This window comes from Streptomyces sp. NRRL F-5755, assembly GCF_001279365.1.
Lineage (GTDB): Bacteria > Actinomycetota > Actinomycetes > Streptomycetales > Streptomycetaceae > Streptomyces > Streptomyces rimosus.
This window is the reverse complement of the sequence record NZ_LGCW01000271.1, coordinates 40,029-57,926: the sequence shown is the minus strand read 5'-3', so window position 1 is coordinate 57,926 and position 17,898 is coordinate 40,029. Positions and strand designations below refer to the sequence as shown.

Here is a 17,898-nt window from a genome sequence, read left to right as displayed (position 1 = left end):
CCGCCGCACCCACCCCCACCACCCCCGCAACCGAATACTGAGGGAATGCATCTTGGGAGGTGGCTCAGCCTGTTGTGAGTGGGTTTGGTGGGGCTTGGGTGCTGTTGGGTGTCGTGGAGGAGCAGTGCTGTGTCGATGCATTCGCCTCGTGTGTCCCGTCGGCGTCTGCTTCAGGTGGCCGGTGGGGGAGCGGTCGCGGTCACGGCCGGGGCCGGGGTGTGGGCCTGGTTCGGGCCGCGGGCGCCGTTGTCGCAGGTCGCCGCGCCGGCGCTGGAGCGGGAGGCTGCCGCGTCCGGTGCGGAGCAGGCGTTCCTGCACGTCATCGCGCACGCCGACGACTCCCTGTACTTCATGAACCCGGCCCTGGAGCAGTCGGTGCGCAGCGGCGCCCGTTCGGTGACGGTGTGCCTGACCGGCGGTGAGTCGGACGGCCGCAACACCGCCGAGCACGGGCGCGGGGACCGGCTGCCGCCGCGCGACCGCGCCGCCTTCGCGCGGGCCCGTACCAACGGGCTGCGGGCCGCGCACGCGGTGATGGCCACCGGCGACCCGCTCAGCCCCTGGGACGTGGAGGCCATCTCGCTGCTGCCCGGCTTCCAGGTCGAGGTGCAGAGCCTGCGGGCCGCGCCGCACAACCAGCTGGTCTTCATGGAGCTGGTCGAGGCGCGTACCGTCTCCGAGCCCCGCGCGCACAGCCTGCGCGGCCTGTGGCTGGGCGCCACCGGCACGCTGTCCACGCTGCGCCCCGAGGCCACCCCCGTACAGCGCACCTTCGAGTACACCCGCGACCAGGTCGTCGATTCGCTGATCGCGCTCCTGGAGCGGGTCCGCCCGACCGTGGTCCGCACCCTCGACCCGAACGCGGTGCACGCCCCGCACCCGGCGCCGCGCACCGACGACCCCAGACTGCGCGGGCTCTTCTACTACGACCACCAGGACCACACGGCCTCGGCGTACTTCGCGCAGGCGGCGCTCGCGGGCTACTGGGGGCGCGAGCACAACCGTCCCACCGTCGTGGAGAGCTACCTCGGGTACGAGACGGAGGCCCTGCCCAACAACCTCGATCTGCCGGCCGCCCGGCGCAAGGCCCGCCTGCTGTCCGTCTACGGCTGGGCCGACGGCCGCGACTGCGGCGACCGGGCGGGCTGCGGCGACCGCAAGGTGGGCGGTTCGGCGCTGGACGGCTGGTCCCGTAACTGGACGCGCAGCACCCGGCTGCGCGCCCCCGGCTCCAACAGCTGGCTGCGGCCCCTGAAGGACGGCCGGCTCGCGGCCTTCGCCGTACTGGACGGGGCCGCGGTGTGCTGGGCCGAGACCGCGCCGGGCAACGGTAGGTTCAGCGGCCCGCACCTGCTCGGCGGCCGGATGTTCCAGGGGCAGATCCACGCCGTCAGCCACCCCGGCGGCGCCCTCCAGCTCTTCGTTTCCCGTACGGTCCTGCCTGCCCGTAACCAGGCGCACCGCCGCGAGCTGCTGACCGCTCTTCAGAACGGCACCGCCCGCGACGGTGTGCCGACCTTCGGCGCGTGGGAGTCGCTGGGTGTCCCGGACGCCGCGCCGGTCAGGTCGCTGGAGACGGGCTTCCCGGCTGCCACCGTCGATCAGGAGGGCACGGTGCATGTCTTCGCCCGCGACTGGCAGGGCGGCGTCGGCTACCGCAGCGGCGCGCGCGGTACGGACTGGTCCCTGTGGCGGCGGCTGGCACCGCCGACGGTCCCCGGCGGCCCGGCGGGCCGGGTGCCGGGCGTCGTCGACGGGCTGGACGCGTGCGTGGACTCCGAGGGGCTGGTGCACGTCGTGGCGCCGGGCAAGGAGGTGCACCACTGGGTCTCGAAGGAGCCGGGGGAACTGCCCGAGCCCACCGGCGGTACCAGCCTGCCCGACCCCGCCGGGCCGCTGAGCCTGGTCCCGCTGGGCGACGGCGCGGTGCGCCTGGCCTACCGGCAGAGCGCCACGGCGCGGGTCCTGCTCGCCGAGCGGCAGGGGTCCGCGTCCTGGCGGCTCGCGGCCCGGTACGAGCCGGTCGGCGGGTACGGGCGGGTGGCGGCGGCGGCCGTCGGCAAGCCCGCCCGTACGGTCGTGCTCGCGGCCCGGGACGGTGCGGGGGAGCTGCGGTACGCGCTCAACGACGCGGACCAGGACGGGCCGGGGCGTTGGCAGACCGGAAAGGTGCCGCATTCGGGTGCGGCGGCCATCGGACAGGACCCCGACGGGCGCGCCGTCCTGGCCGTCCTCGGCAACGACGCGCGGCTGCACGCGGTGCGGCAGCGGGACACCGGGGCGGACGGCCCGTTCCAGAAGTGGACGGTCCAGCAGCCGAGACGGGGTCAGGCCGGCCCGCCGGACCGCACCGGCTGAGTCTCGTCCCCCGTACGGCCGTCGTCCCCCGTACGGCCGTCATCGCTCGTACGGCCGTCAACACCCGTATGGCCCCCGTCCTCACCGGTCCGACAGGAGGCGCCGCCTGCACGGCCACCGTCACCTGCACGGCTGTCATCCTCCGTACAGCCATCGCCCCCCGTACGGCCGCCCCCCGTCCCGCCTTCCACACCCCCCACGGACGCCGCAACCCGCCCCGGCACCAAGATGCGCGTCGAGACCAGATAGGTGAACGGGATCGCCAGTACCGCCGCGAGCAGCGGCGCGATGCGGGTGCCCAGGCCGCACCAGTTCACCAGCACCACCAGGCCCGCGCTCTGCACCACGTAGTTGGTGACCTGGGTCAGCGGGAAGAGGAGGAACTTCTTCCAGCTGGGGCGGGTGCGGTAGGTGAAGTAGGTGTTCAGGAAGAACGAGCCCACCATGCTGAAGAGGAACGCGATCGTGTAGGCGGCGAAGTACGGCAGCCAGGGGTGCAGGGCCAGGTAGCACCCGTAGAACGTGAGGGTGTTGACGCCGCCGACGACGGCGAAGCGCAGCAGCCGGGCCAGCTGGGGGAGCCGGTTCATCGACGGGCCCGGCCCGCGACCCGGGCCGTGGGGGTGTGGGCGGGTGTGGTCCCGTTGGTCTCCTTGACCAGGAAGTGCGGGCGCCGCTTCGTCTCGTAGTAGATGCGGCCGATGTACTCGCCAATCAGGCCGAGCATCACCATCTGGAGGCCGCCCAGGCCCACGATGATCGCCACGAGGGTGACATAGCCGGGCGCGGTGATCCCGCCGACGACCGCCGCGCCGATGATCCACAGGGCGTACGCGGCGGCCAGCGCGGCCAGGCTCAGGCCCGTGTAGATCGCCACCCGCAGCGGGCGGCTGTTGAACGAGATCATGCCGTCGATGCCGTAGTTGACCAGGGAGCCGAAGCGCCACTTGGTCTCGCCGCCCTCGCGCCGGGCGTTGCGGTAGTCGAAGGTGACGGTGTCGAAGCCTATCCAGGAGAACAGCCCCTTGGAGAAGCGGTTGTACTCGGGCAGCGAGACCAGCGCGTCCACGGCGGTGCGCGACAGCAGCCGGAAGTCGCCGACGCCGTCGGTCAGTTCCACGTCCACCCACTTGTTGATCGCCCGGTAGTACAGCCTGCTGCACACGCTGCGCAGCGGCGCGTCGCCGTCCCGGCTGCGCTTGGCGATGACCTGGTCGTGGCCGAGCTGGTAGAGGTCGAGCATCTTCTCGATCAGCCGGGGCGGGTGCTGGAGGTCGGCGTCCATGAGGATGACGGCGTCGCCGGTGGCCTCCTTCAGGCCCGCGAGCATCGCGGACTCCTTGCCGAAGTTCCGGCTGAAGGAGAGGTAGCGGGTGGTCGGCCGGTAGCGCTGGGCGAGGGTGCGTATCCGGTGCAGCGTGCCGTCCGAGCTGCCGTCGTCCACGTAGCACAGCTCGTACTCGACGGCGAGTCCTCCGAGCACCTGGCGGATCTCCTCGTCGAAGCGGCCGATGACTTCCTCTTCGTTGTAACAGGGGACGACGACCGAGAGCTTCATGAAGGGGCCCTTTCGCCGGGGCGGAGCGCGGCGCGGTGAGACCACCACGCCCCAAGCAGCAATTCTACTAATGAGATGAGATGTCACGATTTGGGCGAACGGGTTGGGCGTGATTCCCGGCCCGGCGGCACGCTCGGTCCCCGCCCCACCGCGGCGCCCGGTCCCAGTTCCGGTACCGGTCCCGGCTTCGGCCCTGGACCCGGCCCCGCCGCCCCCGTGCGCCGCATGTGACGGCCACGGCGGCCAGTGCCAGCACGGCGCCGCCGCTCGCCGCCAGGCCCGGCAGCAGCCCCGGCGGGCGGTACGAGCAGTCCAGCCGCGAGGCGCCCGGCCCCAGCGGTACGGCGATCAGGCCGCCGAACGTGCGCGGGGCGCGGGCCGGGCCGCCGTCCACCCGGCAGCTCCAGCCGGTGACGGCCGGTACGGCCAGGACGGCGGTACCGGTGCTGTGCGCGGGCAGCTCGGCGGACAGCCCGTGCCCGCTCGCCGAGAGCCGCACCGGGCCCTGCGCGCGCAGCTTCGCCACGGCGGCGGCGAGCTTCTTCGGGGCCAGGCAGCCGAGCGGGTGTTCCGGGATGCGCTGGGCCTTCGGGTTGCTGAAGGAGACTGTCAGCCGCCCGTCGGCGGGGACCCTGCCCAGCCCCCTGATCGGATTAGCGGTCGTCTCCCGGCTGCCGAACCCGGGGGAGGTATGGCCGGCCGCCCGCACCTTGCCGTGGTACCAGGGCGCGTACCAGAAGACGTCCGAACCGGGCGCGCACTGGACCGTGAATACGGCGGCCCCGCCCCGGCGGGTGGCCGGCAGCCGCCACTCCCCGTCCACCAGGCGCGGCACCGGCCGCACGGACACGGCGGAGGCACCGGGCACGGCGGGACCGCTACCAACAGGGCCGGGCACGGCGGGACCGCGACCGACAGGGCCAGGAACGGCAGCCCCCGGCGCCGCAGGCCAGCTCCCCTGGGGACGGCCCTCCTGAGAGCCCCCCGGCCCCGACACCGAATGCCCTCCCGCCGCCGGACCGCCTCCCGAGCCCCCGCCCCCGTCACCCGTCAGGCGCAGCGTCGGCACCTCGTACACGCGCGCGCCCAGCAGCCGTTCCTGGCGGGCGAAGACCGTGCCGCCGCCGACCCGCGGATCGTCGCGCACGTCGATGCCCCGCGCGGCGGCCCCGTGCCGCCGCTGGTCGAGGTCGTCCGCCTTCAGGCCGGGCCGTACGGTCAGCAGCGGCGCGGCGGCGGCCCGCCCCACGTCGACAGGGCCGGCCTGCGGGCCGGTCTGGAAGCTGCTCACGCCCATGATCGCGCGGCTTACGGGGTCCTCCAGGCTGCGCGTGTGGCGGCCCTGGATGTACCAGCCGCCGCCCAGTTCGCGCAGCGTGCGCGCGGTGTGCTCCGGCAGGTAGCTGCTGTAGTACGCGCCGCCCTCGCCGCCCAGCAGCAGCGGGTCGTTGTTGGCGAACTCGTGCGGTCCGGGGTCGGTGCGGGAGTGCGGCCAGTCCGCGCGCTGCTGGATGCCCCGGTGTGCGGCGAGGGCCCGCTCGTTCAGCGTGATCTTCGGCCCCCACCATTCGATCTTGTCCCGGGCGGCCGTCACGGAGAACGCCGCATACGCAGACCCGAGGAAGACCGCGCAGGTCAGCGAGGCGGCGACGGCGATCCGGGCAGCGCGTCGAGCCCGGTGCCGCGCCAGCACCAGCAGCGCAGCCAGCACCACCGCGCCGCACCCCGGCACCAGGATCCAGGTGGCCGGGCCGACCGCGCTGCGCCCGTGGCACAGCGCGGCGAGCAGGGCCACCAGCACCGCGCCGGCCGCCAGCTCGCGCGGCCGCGGCCGGTGCGCCAGCGCCAGCCAGGAGATGATCACGAGCAATGCGCTGAGCACGAAGGAGGCCCGGTACGGGCTCCCGTTGGGGACCGCCAGCCCGTGCCAGAGCAGCAGCGTCGGCTTCCACACGAAGGAGACCGCGACACAGGCGGCCAGCGCGTACCAGGCGACGCGGGCGCGTACCGGGACGGCGCGGACGAACGGGAAGGCCGCCACCAGCAGCAGGCCCAGCATCCCGATGAACAGGTGCGGCGCGGGCACCGAGCCGCGCCCGCCGGGCAGCAGCTCCGCGAGGACGTCCAGCGTCGGCGGGCGGCCCCGGAAGACGGCCTCCGGGGCGGGCCGGGACGCCTTGCTGGCCGCGAGGGTGACGGTGACGGCGGGCGCCGCCAGGAGGATGCCGGTCAGCGCCATGGTGGCGGCCCGGGCCAGGGCGCGCAGCCGGTGCCGTACGGACAGATCCGTGGCGAGCAGCAGGCGTACGGCGAGTACGAGCGCCATGGCGAGGGTGGCCATCGCCGCGGTGTAGAAGTTCCCGGCCCAGGCCACGCCGACCAGCAGCGTGCCCACCGCCCAGCGGCGCCGGTGCAGGCACCAGTCGGCGGCGATGCCGATCAGCGGCAGGGAGACCAGGCCCCACATCCACATGGGGTCGGCGGCGCCGTCGCTCACCACCCAGGCGCAGGTGCCGTACCCCACCGCGAGCAGCGCGCGCAGCCAGGCGGAGCCGGGGTGCAGCCGCCCGAGGAAGACCGTCATCAGCGCCGTGCCGAGCCCGATGCAGCCGAGCGTGACGAGAAACACCGGCAGCTCGGCCAGCTCGCGCGGGAACAGCCCGACGAGCCAGGAGAAGGGATTCATCAGATAGGTGAGGAAATCGGCCAGGAAGGGGACGCCGTAGCCGCTGTTCCAGTTGAAGGCCAGGTCACCGGTGCCGGTGCCGTGCATCAGGTCCCACAGATGGACGTGGAAGGGGACGAACTGGTTTCCGAGGTCATTGACGGCACGCGAACGGGTACCGAACGGATAGCTGCCCAGCATCGTCATACCGAGGCAATAGGCGCCCATGGCCAGCAATGCCGCGAAAGGCGGCGCGAACCGGGGTGCGGTCAGCGTCTTGATGGTCACATTCACGGGGCGCCGCGCTTCCCTGCTCACCTGCGTCATGAACGAGTAGATGCCGCTTTCAGGCGATGGGTTCCCTATGTCGGAAATGCCGTAACCCGGTTCCCGATGCGGGTGATCGTCCCCGGGCCGAGAGTCCCACGGTAAGCCAAATGTCCGCAATAATGCGGTTTGACAAGAGGAAGGTCCGGCGGCGAACGTGCGCTCGTGCGCCGGTCGGCGGCGTGCCGGGCCGGTCGCGGACCAAGGTAGCTTTGGGGTCTCGCAGCGCTATGAAAAGAGGATTGGGGTGCCCGTGCCTGACGTCTCCGTAGTCGTGATCGTCTACAACGACGCCGACCGGCTACCGACGGCCGTCCGGTCCGTACTGGACCAGACGCTCCACGGAGTCGAAGTTCTGATCGTCGACGACTGCAGCACGGACAGATCCTTCGAGGTGGCCCAGCAGCTCGCCGCCGCCCACCCGGACCGGGTCCGGGCGCTCCAGCTGCCCGAGAACAGCGGCGGCTGCGGCGCGCCCCGCAACCACGGCGTCCAGCACGCGGCCGGCTCGTACGTGATGTTCCTGGACAGCGACGACGTGCTGGAGCCGAACGCCTGCCGCAACATGCTGGAGGCGGCCGAGCGGACCGGCGCCGACCTGGTCTCCGGCATGTGCGTACGGGTCAACGTCGACTCGCGCAACCAGAAGCAGACCGAGTGGTACCCCTGGCTCTACTCCCGCACCCGCACCATCGAGTCCGTCTCCGAGCTGCCCGACCTGCTGGTCTTCGACACGCTCTCGACGAACAAGTGCTACCGGCGCGAGTTCCTGCTGGAGGCCGGGCTGGTCTTCCCGGTCGGCATCCACTACGAGGACCTGCTCTTCTCCGCGCAGGCGTATGTGGCCGCCAAGCGCATCACGCTGATCCCCAACCACGTCTACTTCTGGAACGTCTTCGAGAAGGCGGCCACGAAGTCGATCAGCAACCGGCGCCACGAGATCGCCAACTTCGCGCACCGCATGGAGATCCACCGCCGGGTGGACGAGCTGCTGGAGCGCGAGGGCCTGGCCGAGCTGAAGTTCCACAAGGACGTCAAGTTCCTCAAGCACGACCTCGTGCTGCATCTGCGTGATCTTCCTCTGCTGGACGAGGACTACCGCCGCGAGTTCGCGGCGATGGCCAACGGCTACCTCGCCGGCATCTCCCCGGAGGCGTACGAGCGGGTCCAGCCCATCCAGGCCATCTGCGCCTACCTCCTGGCCCAGGAGGACTGGCACAACCTGATGCCCGCGGTGGACACCCTGATCAACCGCGACAAGCTCTCCTCCCCGCTCGCCGAGCGCGACGGCCGCATCTACTGGTGCGCCGAACACCTCGACGACCCCGAGGGCCGCCGCGTCCTGGACGTCACCGACGCCGGCTACCACACCCGCTCGGTCGGCAAGCTGTTCCTGCGCAACCAGCTCACCTCCTACGAGGACGACGGGCGCGGCACGGTCAGGCTGGCCGGCACGGTCGTCAACCCGCTCGGCAAGGTCACCCCCGGCACGCCGCTGCGCGGCCGGCTGGAGCTCAAGGCCCGCCGCAAGAGCCTCCAGGCGTTCTCCTTCCCGCTGACCTCGCTGCGCATCGCGGACGACGGCCTGCACTGGGACGCCGAACTGGACCTGGCCCGCCGGCTGCGCCCGCTCGGCGTCATCGACGCCGTCTGGGACGTCCGGCTGATCCTGGACGTGGACGGCGTCACCACCCGTACCCGCCTGACCGTCGGCGGCGTCGACCTGGACAGCGCCCACGCGCTGCGGGTGCGCCCCCGCCTCACCCGGCTGGTCTCCGACCGCGTCGAGCCCGCCACCTCCAAGCGCGGCCACCTCACCTTCGTCCTGGACGCCCAGGGCAAGGCGGCCAGGCGCACCAACGAGATGCTGCGGCAGGCGCTGCGCAGCCCCGCCGCCGACCTCGCCAAGAGCAGCGTGCGCAAGGCCCGCAAGGCCAAGCGCGACCTGAACTCCGGCGAGACCAAGCTGCGCGTCTACAACGAGGTCTTCAGCAAGCTGCCCGTCCACAAGGGACTGGTCGTCTTCGAGAGCCACCTCGGCAAGCAGTACAGCGACAGCCCCCGCGCCATCTACGAGGAGATGCGCCGCCAGGGCGTCGACTTCGAGGCGGTGTGGGCCTACGACGGCAAGAAGCCGGACGGCTTCCCCAAGGACGCCACCCTCGTCAAGCGCTGGAGCTGGCCGTATCTGCGCGCCCTCGCCCAGGCCGAGTTCTGGATCGACAACCAGGGCTTCCCGCTGCGCCTGAACAAGCGCCCGGAGACCACCTACATCCAGACCTGGCACGGCTCCGCGCTCAAGCGCATGGGCTTCGACGAGCCGCGCATGAAGCTCAAGACGCGGGCCGCCAAGGACGAGTTCCAGAAGGTCCTGGACCGCTTCGACCACTTCCTGGTCCGCTCCGAACACGACGTACGGACCCTGGCCCGCGCCTTCCGCCTGCGCGACGAGGTGCTGCTGCGCAGCGGCTACCCGCGCAACGACGCGCTGGTCGCCGCGCGGGTCGCCGAGGAGGCGAGCGGTGTGCGCGAGCGCGGCCCGCTCGCCGAGGAACTGGGCATCGGCGCCGACAAGACGGTGCTGCTGTACGCGCCGACCTTCCGCGCCAACCCCAACGGCTCGGTCCGCGGCTTCGAGCTGCCCTTCGACGTGGACGAGTTCGCCGAGCGCTTCGGCGACCGCTTCGTGCTGCTGATGCGCTCGCACTACCTGAACAACGTGGTGCTGCCGCCGTCCGTACGCGGCAAGGTCATCGACGTCACCGGGCAGCACGACATCACCCCGCTGCTCCAGCTGGCCGACGCGATGATCACGGACTACTCCTCCGTGATGTTCGACTACGCCCTGCTCGACCGGCCGATGCTGTTCTTCGCGTACGACTACGACGAGTACGCCAACGAGGCCCGCGGCACCTACTTCGACCTCAAGGAGAAGGCGCCGGGCCCGGTGCTGGGCACCGCCGAGGAGCTGTTCGAGGCGATCGACGGCCTGAAGGCGGCGGACGACGGGCACCGCGAGGCCCGGCGCCGCTTCACCGCCGAGTTCGGCGAGTACGACCAGGGCGACGCGGCCCGCATGATCGTCGAGCGGTTCTTCGGCGGCGCGCCCGCGGGCGCGGACCGCGGCACGGTGCGGGGCGGCGCCCTGCCCGGCCCCACCGTCATCACCGGCTCCGCGCCGAGCGGCGCTTCCGTGAAGGGGGAGGCCCGATGACCGGGCGTGACATCTTCTTCGTCTCCAACAACGTCGACGAGATGGGCGGGGTGACCACCTGGTCGCACCAGATGGCCCGGCTCTTCGCCGAGCGCGGCCACCGCGTGCACGTCATCGGCGTCGTACCGGCTCCTGAGGAGCTGCGCGCCGACCTCGGCGCCGACCTGCCGTACGAGACGACGACCCTGTACGACGTGCACCCGCCGAAGGCCGTACCGGCCGCCCGCGGCATCAAGGGGCGCCTGAACATCGCCGAGCAGCGCCGCCGGGCCGCCCGCCAGGCCGGCATGGAGGAGCAGGCCGCCAAGCTCAGCGCGCTGTTCCGGGCCGCGCGGCCGGGCGGCATGGTCATCGTCACGCAGGTGTGGGCCATGGAGTGGGTGGCGCTCGCGGACACCGCGGGGCTGCCGGTGGTCGGCATGACCCACGAGTCCTTCGACGCGTGCCGCAAGTCCTCGCGCTTCAACCGGGTCAAGAAGTACTACAAGGACGTGGACCGGCTGCTCGCCCTCACCCGCGAGGACGCCGACCTGTGGATCCGGCAGGGCATGGACAACGCGGACTTCATGCCCAACCCGCTGCCGGTGACGCCCGAGGTGCCCTCCGACCGCACCGCCAAGGTCGTCGCCAGCATCGGCCGGCTCTCCGACGAGAAGGGCGTCGACCTGCTCCTGGACACCTGGGCCACGGTCGCGCCGGGCCACCCCGACTGGACGCTGAGGATCTACGGCTCCGGCGAGGACGAGGAGATCCTGAAGAAGCAGGCCGACACGCTGGGGCTCGCGGACTGCGTGGAGTTCATGGGCCGCACCGACAACGTGGCGGGCGCGCTGCGCGGCGCCTCCGTCTTCGCCCAGTCCTCCCGGGCCGAGGGCTTCCCGCTCTCGCTCATGGAGGCGATGGCCAGCGGCGTGCCGTGCGCGGCGTTCGACTGCGCGCCCGGCGTCCACGAGATCATCCGGGACGGCGAGGACGGCCTGCTGGCCGTGGTCGGCAACACCGCCGAACTGGCCCGGCACATCGACGCGCTGATCTCCGACAAGGAGCTGCGCGACCGGCTCGGCACGGCGGCGCGGGAGAACGTACAGCGGTACTCCACCGACCGCATCGTCAAGCGCTGGGAGGAGCTCTTCGCTCTGCTGGAGCGCTGAGGCCCGCCGGACCGGCCCCGCCCGCGCGCGGGGCCGGTCCGTACCGGACGACGGAAGAGGCACACCGTGGCAGCAGACCGTCCGCCCGCCTCCGACGGCCAGGGCACCGGCCCGGTCGTCTCGGTCGTCGTGCCGGTGCACAACACCCGCCGCTACCTGGAACGCAGCCTGGGCTCCGTGTTCGACCAGAGTCTCGGCCCGGACGCGGTCGAGGTGATCGCCGTGGACGACGGGTCCGACGACGGCAGCGGCGCCTGGCTGGACGACGCGGCCCGTACGCACCCGAACCTCACGGTGGTCCACCAGCCGCCCTCCGGCGGCCCCGGCCGGCCCCGCAACGTCGGCATGGACCGTGCCCGCGGCCGCTATCTCTTCTTCCTGGACTCCGACGACCACCTCGGTACCGAGGCACTGGAGCGGCTCACCGCGCTGGCCGACACCTACGGCTCGGACATCGTCTACGGGCGCATAGTCGGCGCGGGCGGGCGCGGCGCCCCCGTCGACCTGCACACCACCAGCCCGCGCGTCACGCCCTTCGACTCGCCCGTCTACTGGACGCTGGCCGCCTACAAGCTCTTCCGCCGCGCCTACGTCCAGGAACGCGGGCTGCGCTTCGTCGAGGGGCGGCTGCGGGCCGAGGACCTGCCCTTCGGCATCCGGGCCCTGCTCGGCGCCGGGACCGTATCGGTCCTGGGCGACTACGACTGCTACTACCTCCAGGGCCGCGACGACGACAGCAACGCCAGCCGCCAGGACCTCGACTGGGTCGAGCACCTCGGCTACATCGGCACCGTGCTCGAAGAGGTCGCGGACCTGGTGCCGCCGGGCCCGGACCGCGACACGCTCATGGTCCGCCACTTCCACGGCGAGATCCTCGCCCAGTTCGCCGAGCCCTACCTCGCCCGCGACGCCGAGGGCCGCCGCGCCATGGCCAAGGCCGCCCGCCCCCTGGTCGACGCCTACCTCACCGACCGTGTACTGGCCGCCCTGCCGCCCCGGCTGCGGCTGCGCGCGCAGTGCCTGCAAAGGGGCGCGGTGGACGAGCTGACCGAGGTCGTACGGGCGGACATCGAGGGCGGGCCGACCGGGACCGTACGGGCGGAATCCGAGGGCGAGCCGGGCCCGCCGCCGGACGGCGCGGACGGCCGCGCCTGAAACGCCGCACGCCCCCGGCGGAACCGGGGGCGTGCGGGGAGCGTTCTCGGATCAGGCGCTCGGGCGGTGGTGCTGCCAGCCCTGCCAGGCCGAGGTGATCATGTCGCGCACGTTGTAGCGGGCCTTCCAGCCCAGCTCGTCGGCGATCCGGTCGGCGGCCGCGACCACCCGGGCCGGGTCGCCGGCGCGGCGCGGGGTGACCTCCGGGGTGGCGTCCGGGTGACCGGTGATCTCGTTGATCAGGTCGATCATCTCCTTGACGGAGACGCCCTCGCCGCGGCCGATGTTCAGCGTCAGATCGCGCACCGGGCCGGGCTCGGCCAGCTTGCGGGCGGCGGCCAGGTGGGCGTCCGCGAGGTCCGCGACGTGGATGTAGTCGCGGATGCAGGTGCCGTCCGGGGTCGGGTAGTCGTCGCCGAAGATCCGCGGCGCCGCGCCCTCGGTGAGCTTCTCGAAGACCATCGGCACGATGTTGAAGACGCCGATGTCGGCCAGCTCGGGGGTCGCGGTACCGGCCACGTTGAAGTAGCGCAGGCACGCGGTGTTGATGCCGTGCGCCTTGCCCGCGGCGCGCGCCATCCACTCGCCGACCAGCTTGGTCTCGCCGTACGGGTTGATCGGCGAGCAGGGGGTGTCCTCGGTGACCAGGTCCACGTCCGGCATGCCGTAGACGGCCGCGGAGGACGAGAAGACGAACTGGCCGACGCCGCCCGCGGCCATCGCCTCCAGCAGCGTCTGCAGGCCGTGCACGTTCTCGCGGTAGTAGTGCAGCGGCATCTCGACGGACTCGCCGACCTGCTTCTTCGCGGCCAGGTGCACCACGCCGGTGACGCCGTGCTCGGAGATCGTGCGGTCCAGCAGCGCGCGGTCCAGGGTGGAGCCCTCCACCAGCGGGACGCCCTCGGGAACCCGGGCGGCCACGCCCGTGGAGAGGTCGTCGAGCACCACGACCCGCTCGCCCGCCTGCGTCATGGCCCGTACGACGTGGGCGCCGATGTAGCCGGCGCCGCCCGTGATCAAGTAAGACATCTCGCCATCCTAAGGTGGTCGTTGTGCGTCGGGTGGAACAGGGACGGACGCCGGAGGGCGCCTTCCCGGGGGCCGTACGGCGGCCACCGGCGCGCTGACCGGGGCCGTCCCGGTGCTGCCGCCGGACCGGGCCCGCCGCCGTCGGCCGGGCCGCTGTGATGCGACTAACGGCCCAGCTTGCGGGCCGCGATGTGCCAGGCCGCGCGCAGGCCGGACGCCATGCGCAGGGCCAGCGCGCCGCCGGTCGTCGCGTACGGCTGCACCAGCAGCAGCCCGTGCCGGCCACTGGGCAGTGCGTGTCTGCGCAGCCCGGAGCCGACGGCGCGCAGCCCGCCCTCCAGGACGGAGCCGTCCGCGCAGCGCACACGGGCGGTCAGGTCCCAGGGGACGGGCGTCGCGGCGTCCTTGTCGCCGCGTCCGAGCAGGGCGCCGAGGTCGAGGGCTGTCTCGGCCGTCCAGACCGTGCCGGAGGGGCCGGGCGTGAGCGTGGCGGTGTGTACGGGGCCCGGCCGGCCGTCCGCCCGGCGGCGCAGCTCCACCTCGACGGCGGTCGGCCCGGCGTCCTTGACGCGTCCGTACAGGTCGTGCACGCGCAGCCGCAGCACGCAGCGGGTGCCGAGGACCGGCTCGGCGTCGATGGTCACCGGCAGCTCGGCGGCGGGCAGCGCGTCCAGGCCGTCCAGCTCGATCCCGGGCAGCTCGCGCGACCACACGGGCCGCCCGCCGTCGCGTACGTACGGCGGCAGCAGGCGGGCGGGGCGGGCGGCGAGCTGGGTCAGCCGGTCCGGGTCCACCGGTGCCTCGCAGGCCAGCAGCACCCGCGCCAGCCAGCGGGCGGGCGCGGTGGCGGCGAGCAGTTCGCTCTCCTCGAAGCCCGCCAGGTACGCGCGGGTCAGCCGCCACCACTCCTGCCGGTAGTCCGCGCTCCGGGTGTGCAGCTCGCGGACGTACATCCGCAGGTCGTGGTCGAGGAACTTGGTGCGCGCCGCGTGCGCGAGCCGCTTGTGCCCGGCGTCGGCGAGGATGCGCACGCTGGTGCGGTGCGCCTCGATACGGGCCTCCCAGTTGGCCACGTCGCGGCGGTCCAGCGAGATCGACTGCTTGGCCGCGGAGCGCCGCACGTGCCAGATGTAGACCTGGTCGGGGACGACCGCGAGGCTCGGCGCGGCGGCCAGCACCCTGGAGGTGAAGACGAAGTCCTCGTAGGTGAAGCGGCCGTCGGGGAAGAGGATGCCGTGGTCGAGCAGGAACGCGCGGTCGTAGAGCTTGTTGACGCACAGGGTGTCGCCGACCAGCTCCGGGTGCGCGGCGACCGGCGTGTGCACGGCGGCCTCGCGGTAGAGGTCCGGCTGCCAGGGCACCTCGCGCGGTCCGGGCAGCTCACGGCGTACGCACAGGCCGGCCGTCACCGGGGTGCCGTGGCGCAGCGCGGCGCCCAGCAGCGCGTCGACCGCGCCGCCGGGCAGGATGTCGTCGCTGTCCAGGAACATCACGAAGCGGCCGGTGGCGGCCCGCAGCCCGTCGTTGCGGGGCGTGCCGCAGCCGCCGCTGTTGTCCGCGCGGTGGATCACCCGCAGCCGTCCGTGCTCGCGCGCGAGGTCGTCCAGGACCGGCCCCGTACGGTCGGTGGAGGCGTCGTCGACCGCGATCACCTCGGCGACCGCGTCCCCCTGCGCGAGGGCCGAGCGCACCGCCTCGCCGACCAGAGCGGCGTCGTTGTAGGCGATGACGATGACGCTGACCTGCGCGGACGGTGTGACGGCAGGCACCGGCCGCGGCTCGTCTGCTTCCTTGACAGTCACTACATCCATATTTCGTGTCGGTGGTGATCGGCGGCGGACGCCCGTGGCCCCCGTCCCGCCCGTAAGGAGTCCGGAAGTCGGCCGAACGGTTGCATACGCGCCCCTGCTGCGGGCCATCTTGCCGTCCTGCGCCCGGCGGCCGGGCGCGGGCCCCCGATACCGGCTTCCCCGCACGGTACGGGCCCCGGCTCGACGCGCCGGGCACCCGGGGGCACGGCGGTGCGCTGAACGGGTGACAGTCGAGGTCGACAGCAGGTAGCGCGCTGATTACGCTCTGTGTCCGGCTGTCGCGTACGTCGGTCCGCGCGCCCCGACCTTGGGAGAGCCATGCCCCGGTTCAGCGTCATCGTCCCCGCCCGCGGCGTCCAGGGATATCTGCGCGCCTGCCTGGACTCCGTACTGGAACAGGACCGCCAGGACGGGGAGCTGCTGGAACTGATCGCCGTCGACGACTGCTCGGCGGACGCCACCGGCGCGATCATCGACGAGTACGCCCGCCGCGACCCGCGGCCGGCCGCCCTGCACCTGCGCCGCCCGAGCGGCGCAGGCCCGTCCCGCAACGCCGGCGCCGCGCTCGCCCGCGGCGACTACCTGCTCTTCCTCGACGGCGACGACACGCTGGCCCCCGGCGCGCTGGCCGCCGTCGACGCCCGGCTGCGCGCGTGCGGCGATCCGGACGTCCTGCTGTGGGACCACGAGCGGACGGATGTGTGGGAGCGGCGGCGGCCCAGCGGCGACGGCGACCTCCTGCGGGCCGCGGGCGAGGCGGTCTTCGACGTCGCGCGGCAGCCCGCCGTGCTCGGCGTGGCGCCCGCCGCGTGGAACCGCGCGGTACGCCGCGACCACTGGACCGGCCGCGGCCTCGCCTTCGCCGACGGACCGTACGAGGACATCCCGTACGTGTACGAAAGCCTGCTCACCGCCCGGCGCGTCGCGGTGCTGGACCGCGTCTGCGTCACCTGGCGCGAGCGGCGGCGGGGCAGCGCCGCCACCACCCCGGGACCCCACCATCTGGTCGCCGTCGAGCGCTACGAGGAGCTGTTCGACCGGCTCGACGGGCTGCTGCCGGAGGCGGGCGACGGCGAAGGCGAGGAGCGGGCGCCGGGGGAGGAGGACGGCGGCCGGCTGCCGCTGCTGACCGTGCTGCACGCCCGTATGACCGAACGGCTGCTGGCCGTGCTCGACGACCCCGACCGCATCCTGCCCGCCGACCGCGCCGCCTTCTTCCGCGCCGCGAGCCGCTGCATCCGGCGCCACCGCCCGGCCGGGGCGCCGCTCCCGGCGGGGCTGCGCTCCTACCGCGCGTACCGGTCGCTGCACGGCGCCCGGGACCTGCGGCGGGAGCTGGCCAGGGAACTGCGGGACCGCGGCGGGGCCGCCGCCCGCACGGCCGGCCGGCGCTACTACGGCCTGCGGCGGCACGCCTCCCTCGACCCCGACCTGGTGCTGTACGGCGCGGGCGGCAACCGCGCCGTGTCCGGCAACCCGTACGCGATCCACCGCAAGGCCCAGGAGATCGCGCCGCAGCTGCACGGCGTCTGGGCCGTCCACGAGGACGCCCGGGACGCCGTCCCGGCGGGCGCGGACCACGTCACGGTCGGCTCCCGCCGCTACTGGGAACTGCTGGCCCGCGCCACCTACCTGATCACCGACGGGGACTTCCCCGGCGCGGCCCGGCGCCCCGGACAGCTCTGCCTCCAGACCCACCGCGGCACCCCGCTGGCGGCCACCGGCCTGGACACCCACCGCCTCCCGGCCGCCGGACCGGGACCCGGCCGCGTCCTGGAGCACGCCGACCGGTGGGACTTCTGCCTGGCCGCCAACCAGTACGCAGGGGAGATCTGGCAACGCGCCCACCCCAGCGGGTACGAGACGCTGGCCAGCGGCTTCCCGCGCAACGACCGGTTCGCCACCGCCACCGCCGCCGACGTGCGCGCGGTGCGGGCCGCGCTCGGCGTCCGGCCCGGCGCGACCGCGGTCCTGTACGCGCCCGCCCACCACGACCTGCCCGGCGATGCCGCCCCACTCCTGGACATGGCCCGCCTCGCCGCGGCCCTCGGCCCGCGCTTCCAGCTCCTGGTCCGCGCCCGCCCGTACGGCCCCTGGCCGCCCGCCCTCCAGGAAGCGGGCACGGTCCTGGACGTCTCCGGCCACCCGCACGTCGAGGACCTGTGCCTGGCCGCCGACGCGCTGCTGAGCGACTTCTCCCCGGTCCTGTTCGACTACGCCAACCTGGACCGGCCGATCGTCGTGCACACCGCCGGCTGGGACGCCTTCCGGCTCACCCGCGGCGCCTACGTGGACCTGCTGTCCGGCGAGCCCGGCGACACCCCGGGCGTGCTCGCGCGGGACGAGGCGGCCGTCGCCGGGGCCTTCCACTCCGGGCGCTGGGACGGCCCGCCGGCGGCCTCGCTGCGGGCCGCCTTCCGCGAGCGCTTCTGCCGGTACGACGACGGGCTGGCCGCTGAGCGGGTGGTGCGCCGGGTCCTGCTCGGCGAGGACGACCTGCTGCCGCAGCTGCCGCCCGGCGAACGCCGGACCGCGCCGACGCCCCGCGCCGCGGAACGGGCCCTGGCCCAGGAGGACGGTGCGACGCGTACCCTCACGGGGCCCGGCGCCGTCGTCGGCTGAGCGGCCCG

9 protein-coding genes and 1 pseudogene are annotated in these 17,898 nt (G+C 73.4%); 5 read left to right on the top strand and 5 right to left on the bottom strand.

The window, feature by feature from the left end; translation table 11 throughout:
• Window positions 1–150: 150 nt before the first annotated feature.
• Window positions 151–2,358, top strand: a complete 2,208-nt coding sequence (locus ADK86_RS25360) for a PIG-L family deacetylase (protein WP_234346024.1) — start codon at window positions 151–153, stop codon at window positions 2,356–2,358.
• A gap of 218 nt (window positions 2,359–2,576) precedes the next feature.
• On the opposite strand, the pseudogene ADK86_RS44755 reads toward ADK86_RS25360, so the two are convergent.
• The 3 genes and pseudogenes from ADK86_RS44755 to ADK86_RS25345 form a co-directional block, all read right to left on the bottom strand.
• Window positions 2,577–2,948 (bottom strand): annotated as a pseudogene (locus ADK86_RS44755) (GtrA family protein); the annotation flags it as partial.
• Window positions 2,945–3,916: a glycosyltransferase family 2 protein gene (locus tag ADK86_RS25350; protein WP_033022740.1), complete on the bottom strand. Its 972-nt coding sequence runs from the start codon at window positions 3,914–3,916 to the stop codon at window positions 2,945–2,947. The pseudogene ADK86_RS44755 and the gene ADK86_RS25350, both read right to left, overlap by 4 nt.
• Window positions 3,917–3,983: 67 nt before the next feature.
• Complete coding sequence (locus tag ADK86_RS25345; RefSeq protein ID WP_234346023.1) at window positions 3,984–6,908, bottom strand: YfhO family protein; 2,925 nt, start codon at window positions 6,906–6,908, stop codon at window positions 3,984–3,986.
• Between the two features lie 247 nt (window positions 6,909–7,155).
• Between ADK86_RS25345 and ADK86_RS25340 the strand changes: the two genes are divergently transcribed.
• The 3 genes from ADK86_RS25340 to ADK86_RS25330 all read left to right on the top strand — a co-directional run bounded on the left by ADK86_RS25340 (window position 7,156) and on the right by ADK86_RS25330 (window position 12,428).
• Window positions 7,156–10,122, top strand: a complete 2,967-nt coding sequence (locus tag ADK86_RS25340; RefSeq protein WP_234346022.1) for a bifunctional glycosyltransferase/CDP-glycerol:glycerophosphate glycerophosphotransferase — start codon at window positions 7,156–7,158, stop codon at window positions 10,120–10,122.
• Window positions 10,119–11,273: a glycosyltransferase family 4 protein gene (locus ADK86_RS25335; RefSeq protein WP_053698649.1), complete on the top strand. Its 1,155-nt coding sequence runs from the start codon at window positions 10,119–10,121 to the stop codon at window positions 11,271–11,273. Before ADK86_RS25340 ends, ADK86_RS25335 begins: the two co-directional genes overlap by 4 nt.
• Window positions 11,274–11,339: 66 nt before the next feature.
• Window positions 11,340–12,428, top strand: a complete 1,089-nt coding sequence (locus tag ADK86_RS25330) for a glycosyltransferase family 2 protein (protein WP_078952264.1) — start codon at window positions 11,340–11,342, stop codon at window positions 12,426–12,428.
• A gap of 51 nt (window positions 12,429–12,479) precedes the next feature.
• On the opposite strand, the gene galE is transcribed toward ADK86_RS25330, so the two are convergent.
• Window positions 12,480–13,457, bottom strand: a complete 978-nt coding sequence (gene galE / locus ADK86_RS25325) for a UDP-glucose 4-epimerase GalE (RefSeq protein ID WP_030653110.1) — start codon at window positions 13,455–13,457, stop codon at window positions 12,480–12,482.
• A gap of 164 nt (window positions 13,458–13,621) precedes the next feature.
• Window positions 13,622–15,268, bottom strand: coding sequence for a glycosyltransferase family 2 protein (locus tag ADK86_RS25320; RefSeq protein ID WP_234346021.1), 1,647 nt, complete (start codon window positions 15,266–15,268; stop codon window positions 13,622–13,624).
• 318 nt (window positions 15,269–15,586) lie between these two features.
• On the opposite strand from ADK86_RS25320, the gene ADK86_RS25315 reads away from it, so the two are divergent.
• A complete protein-coding gene (locus tag ADK86_RS25315) occupies window positions 15,587–17,890 on the top strand; it encodes a bifunctional glycosyltransferase/CDP-glycerol:glycerophosphate glycerophosphotransferase (RefSeq protein WP_063789082.1) in 2,304 nt (767 codons plus the stop codon).
• Window positions 17,891–17,898 lie beyond the last annotated feature (8 nt).